Origin of the sequence: Methylobacterium isbiliense (assembly GCF_022179325.1) — a bacterium.
In the GTDB taxonomy this organism is placed as follows: Bacteria; Pseudomonadota; Alphaproteobacteria; order Rhizobiales; family Beijerinckiaceae; genus Methylobacterium; species Methylobacterium isbiliense.
Genome location: NZ_BPQQ01000140.1, coordinates 1 through 5,005, shown reverse-complemented (window position 1 = coordinate 5,005; position 5,005 = coordinate 1). Strand labels below are relative to the sequence as shown.

Genomic DNA, 5,005 nt, shown 5'->3' with positions numbered 1-5,005 from the left:
TGGGCAACAGCTCGTGCACCCAAGCGCGCAAGATAGCTGAGGGGCAACCCGGCGATAGAGTAATCGGCCAAGTGTGCTGACTGGCCAATGCGGGTTTGACGAACCGCTCCGCTCGGGCTCAGATGGCCCGTTAAGGCTCTCGGCACCCCCGCCGAGTCGCCACAGGAGACCACCGCCGCCGCAGTGAACCCCTGAAAAGCCAACGGCCCCGCTCCTTGCCGGGAGGGGGCCGTCGAAACCGGGTGATGTCCGGGTATCTCGTCAATCCCAACATCACCATAGCTCCCCCTTGGGAGTCAACTGAGAACTCGCTTTCTCAGCTCGGTGGGCTTTTGCCTTTTGGGACCGGGCGCCTGCAATTAATTGCAGCGCCCGAACGAGCTGCTGCGGCCCGATGAGGGCCGGGAACGATGCTAGCTGACCAGATCCGGGCCACCGTGATGGTGGCGCCCCGTATGAAGCTGCCGGACGTGGCAGCAGTGCTCTGGCGTGCCTACGGCACGGGGCAGGTGAGCGAGGCGGAGGCCGAGGAGCTGTCCGCCCTCATCGAGAGCCGCAAGGTCCTTCAAGCGGCCTCAGAGATCCCCAGGAAGCCCGTGGGCTCCCGACCGCGGTCCGACGCTAGCCTAGAGCGCCGACGCCGCTGGGCGGCCTCTGGCAGGCTCCCCCCGCAGCTCGCGGCCCGGTTCACGCCCGGAGAGATCGCGGTGCTCGCCGTCGTGGCGGCCGAGGTCTGCCGGCGCGGGGATTGCCGCCTCGCCATCGGCCACATCGCGGCGCTGGCGGGTGTGTCCGAGACGCTGGTGCGCAACGCCCTGCGCGAGGCCCGGCATCTCGGCTTGGTGACGATCGAGGAGCGGGCGATCACCGGCTGGCGCAATGACACGAACGTGGTGCGCATCGTCTCGGCCGAGTGGAGGTCCTGGCTGCGGCTTGCCGAGGGACGGCGCCCGCCTGCGCCCGCCGTGCGGTGGCCTGCTGCCCAAGGCTTCCGGACCCGCTCCACCCTGCCATTAGGGGGTGGGTGCAGATCTGCGCAGGGCACGCTTACTGATAGGGATAGTTCTGTGAATCCAGCCTCGCGGAATACAAGCAGGGCTGCCGATGGGCAGGGTCGCAGTCGGGTCTGCGCCACCTAGAGAGGCGTGTTCAGATTCGCGGAAGCGGCGCAGCGGCGGCGGTCGAGGCCATGCACGGGCGACATGCGTCCTGCAGACGGTGTCCGCTTGGCCGAACGCCGCGATCGCGGTTTCAGGTCGTGTCCCTGACGGTGGTGTAGCTGGCCGGGAGCGAGAGAGCCCGCCTGCGCGCCCATACCAGCGCTGAAGCAGGTGGGATCTCACGCGGGGTGGTCATCGGCGGTTGCCGGGTAGAGTCGGGTTGCAAGCACCAACCTCGAACCCGAGAGACCTCCGATGACCGACGAGATGATGAGCCTGCGCGGGCTGCTGGAGAAGAGCGCCGATGCCGACCTGCTGCGCGAGATGATCGGCTTTGCGGCCGAGCGGCTGATGGAGCTGGAGGTGGGCCAGATCACCGGCGCGCCGCACGGCGAGAAAAGCCCCGAGCGGCTCGTCCAACGCAATGGCTACCGCGAGCGCGACTGGGAGACCCGCGCCGGGACCGTCGAGCTGCGGATCCCGAAACTCAGGAAGGGCAGCTACTTCCCGTTCTTTCTTGAGCCCCGACGGCTGGCCGAGAAGGCGCTGACCGCACGCAGGCCACGGGCCTCGCCTGCTCGGTCGGATCAGACTGGCTTGGCCGACAGGATCACCGTGCGGATGGCCAGCTCATGCGCCGCCAAGGTCGCTCCGGCTTGAGACATCCAGGCTCGCACGTGAGGGTGCGCATTGACGGCCGTCAGGATGTCGATGCTGATCCCGTCCGTGATCTCCCACCAGCCCGGCTGCGGGTTGGCCAGGAAGCTGTCGATGACCGCTTGCAGTTCGTGGGGCGTCACGATCCTGAGCGTCAACAGCTCGCCGATCGTGAGCCGGTCAGCCATGCCGGTCATATCGACCCCGCACCTAGTCGGGTGATCAGGGCAGCGGGCCGGGTGGGGGGAAGATGAGGGAGAATGCTCCCGGCCCGCTGATGAAGCTGCCCGCGCACGAGTGAAACGGGAAGAAGACGAGCGGCTCCACACGCGATCTGTCGCCTGGACAGCGCCCGCTGTCTCTCACCCAGGTTGAACGTAGCTGTACAGGCCGGGTGCCCCCCGGAAGGTTTCCTCCACCCGGCCCGCTGTGAAGCCGCCCGTGTACCGAACCGGCAGGATGGACACGAGCAGCACCACAAGCGTCGTGTCGTCCGGAGTGCGCCGACCGTCTTTCACACAGATAAACGTAGCCGTGTGAGCCGGTCTCTACCCCGCGCCGGTACTCCTTTGCGCGCAACAGGGTGAAGGACGGCGAGCTGGGGCGAGGCTGCCACCTTCGAGGAGCTGCACCGATGAACGAGCCCGATGAGCCTCGCGACGATCACCCGCTCCACTCCGAGGCGATGAGCACCGAGAGCCCGCGAGCGAGGGCGCGGCGGGGGCAGCGCGATTGGGACCTGCGGTTCGCCGGAGTGGGCGTCGGCGGGGCGATGGATGCGGAGAGCCCCAGGGCTAGGGCGCGGCAGGCGATGGAAGAGGCCTCAGAGTCTGACCATCAGGGGGTGGACGGACGGGACTGAAGGGAGAGGCGCGGGCCGGGTGTCGTGTCGCTGAGACACCCGGCCCGCTGATGCTGTCGTCCACCTGCGTCGACGGGAAGGAGGACAGCAGCACCATACGCCTTGTGTCGGGTGGATCGCGCCAGCCGTCGCTCACCCAGGTTGAACGTAGCTGTACGGGCCGGGCACGTGGTCGCTGCACTGACCCGCCACCCGACCCGCCGTTCTGCGCCGGGGTTAGGCCGGGCCGGCACGGAACACGGGCAGCCTCGCAGGGGCGGCGGGGCCGGTTCCCTCACAAAGAGCAGGGAAGTACAGCCGCCTGCCCGCGCGGTTGCCTGAGAGGCCGATCAACTGGCCCTCGACTGGCGGCCGGCTCACGGCGCCTGCGAGAGCTTGCGAGGACTTGCTGAAGGGCCCGATTCCGTTCGCCGAACGGGTGTTATGGAACGAAGCAGGCCGCCCAAGCCCTCACGCGCGCGAGGGCAGCTCGGGCCGCCGCTGCCCCCACCGCTCCTCGGTCTCCGCCAGCTGATCGAACTGCAGCGCCAGCTCCAGCAGCCGCTCGCGGGCCTCCCTGTGGGACAGCCATGCCGCCCGCTCGCGCGCATCCCGGGCGCGCTTCCGGTACTCGGCCGCCTTGTGGGTCGATGGGGTCTGCATGCGCGTGACCACGAGAGGACGATCCGCGATCGCGTTAGCGGTTGATCGGGGGGGGGGCATTCACCTGCGATGGCGCAGCCGCCCGGATCGGCCGCTGCAACGAGGGGACAACCGTCAGGCCGGATCCCAGTCGGGTAGATCCTTGATCGCGGCCGAGACGAACTCGGCGAGCGGCTGGGGCGTCCCGCCGGGCGGCGTGATGAACACCTTACCGACGCCCTCCCGCTGCAACGTGCGGCCCGTCTCGATCGCGGCCTCCGCGGTGTCCCGGCGCAGCGCGAGCGGGCCGGCGGGTGTCTCGATCGTGACGGTGAAGGTGTTCATCCGGCTCCTGCCCCTCTGGCCCATGGGACAGACAGATGGTTCGAGCTGTCACGGCCGACAGGTGCGATGTGGGGCCGGCAGTGGGCGGGGTTCTCCAGCCCCCGTGAGCCGCCGCCGGCCCCTCGACACCCCACCGAAGGACGAACTCCGATCGAGAACCTGGATCGTGCCCCAAGCCGTGGTGTAGCTTTGTCGGTGTGATCACCGCGATCTCGGCCAAAGCCGGATCTGGTCAGGCAGCCACGGCGGGCAGGCCGACGAGGGCATCATCGCTGAGCGGCGCGATGCTTTCCAGGGTCATGTAGCGCGAGCGCTGGACCGCCCATTCGTCGGACTGCTCGAGCAGGATGGCGCCGACGAGCCGGGTGACGGCGGTCTGGTTGGGAAAGATGCCGACCACCTCGGTGCGCCGCTTGATCTCGCGTTTGACGCGCTCAAGCGGATTGACCGAGTGCAGCTTCACCCGGTGCGCCGCCGGGAAGCTCATGTAGGCCAGCACGTCATCCTCGGCGCGGTCCATCAGCTCGGCCAACTTCGGCAACTTCGGCCGCAGCTGATCGGAGACCTTGCGCCACTGCGCCTTGGCGGCTGCGACGTCGTCCTGAGCGAAGGCAGTGGCCATCAGCGCCGAGACCACGCGCCGGCCGCTCTTGCCGGCGTGGGCGAGCGCAGTGCGGGCGAAGTGCACGCGGCAGCGCTGATGGGTGGCGTTCAACACGCGAGCGGCAGCGGCCTTCAGGCCTTCATGCGCGTCGGAGACGACCCGCTTCACGCCGCGCAGCCCGCGCCGGGCCAGCTTGCGCAGAAACTCGGTCCAGAAGGTCTCGGCCTCCGAGGGGCCGATGTCCATGCCCAGCACTTCGCGGCGGCCATCGGTGTTGACGCCGACCGCGACTGTCACCGCCATCGAGACCACCCGGCCGGCTTGGCGCACCTTCACGTAGGTGGCGTCGATCCAGCAGTAGGGCCACTCACCCTCGATCGGCCGCTCCAGGAAGGCCTTCACCCGCTCATCAATCTCCTCGCACAGCCGGCTGACCTGGCTTTTGGAGATGCCGCTCATCCCCATTGCCCGGACCAAGTCGTGCACCGAGCGCGTCGAGACGCCCTGGATGTAGGCTGCGTATTCCGACGAAGCCGGCCGGGGATTCCGATTTGAAGCCGGCCGTCGTTCCGAGGCGAAGCCGTCCACTGATCCGATCTGAAGCCGGCCAGTGACGGGGTGCTCCCGCGGGTCCGGGGTGAGGATCACGAGGTCGGTCTAAGAGGTCAAGCGGCGGGCTCGGCCGCCTTGCGTTTGCGCAGGCTCTCGCCGGCGAGTTCGATGCGGTGAGCGTTGTGGGGTCATCGCAGAATGTGT

At 68.5% G+C, this 5,005-nt stretch carries 4 protein-coding genes and 2 pseudogenes; 2 read left to right on the top strand and 4 right to left on the bottom strand.

The window, feature by feature from the left end:
• The first annotated feature begins 410 nt into the window (after positions 1-410).
• Both MFF61_RS33235 and MFF61_RS33230 read left to right on the top strand, forming a co-directional pair.
• The gene (locus MFF61_RS33235) at positions 411-1,139 is read left to right on the top strand and encodes a transcriptional regulator (RefSeq protein WP_238242042.1); all 729 of its coding nucleotides are present in this window, start codon (positions 411-413) and stop codon (positions 1,137-1,139) included.
• Between the two features lie 276 nt (positions 1,140-1,415).
• Positions 1,416-1,715 (top strand): annotated as a pseudogene (locus MFF61_RS33230) (transposase); the annotation flags it as partial.
• Positions 1,716-1,747: 32 nt separating this feature from the next.
• Here the strand turns inward: MFF61_RS33230 and MFF61_RS33225 are convergent.
• The 4 genes and pseudogenes from MFF61_RS33225 to MFF61_RS33210 all read right to left on the bottom strand — a co-directional run.
• Positions 1,748-2,005 (bottom strand): hypothetical protein, encoded by a 258-nt coding sequence (locus tag MFF61_RS33225; RefSeq protein WP_238242041.1) that lies wholly within the window; start codon positions 2,003-2,005, stop codon positions 1,748-1,750.
• Between the two features lie 1,124 nt (positions 2,006-3,129).
• Positions 3,130-3,333, bottom strand: coding sequence for a hypothetical protein (locus tag MFF61_RS33220; RefSeq protein WP_238242040.1), 204 nt, complete (start codon positions 3,331-3,333; stop codon positions 3,130-3,132).
• Between the two features lie 102 nt (positions 3,334-3,435).
• Positions 3,436-3,645, bottom strand: coding sequence for a hypothetical protein (locus MFF61_RS33215; protein ID WP_238242039.1), 210 nt, complete (start codon positions 3,643-3,645; stop codon positions 3,436-3,438).
• Between the two features lie 232 nt (positions 3,646-3,877).
• Positions 3,878-4,765, bottom strand: a pseudogene (locus tag MFF61_RS33210) (IS256 family transposase); the annotation flags it as partial.
• Positions 4,766-5,005: the final 240 nt, after the last annotated feature.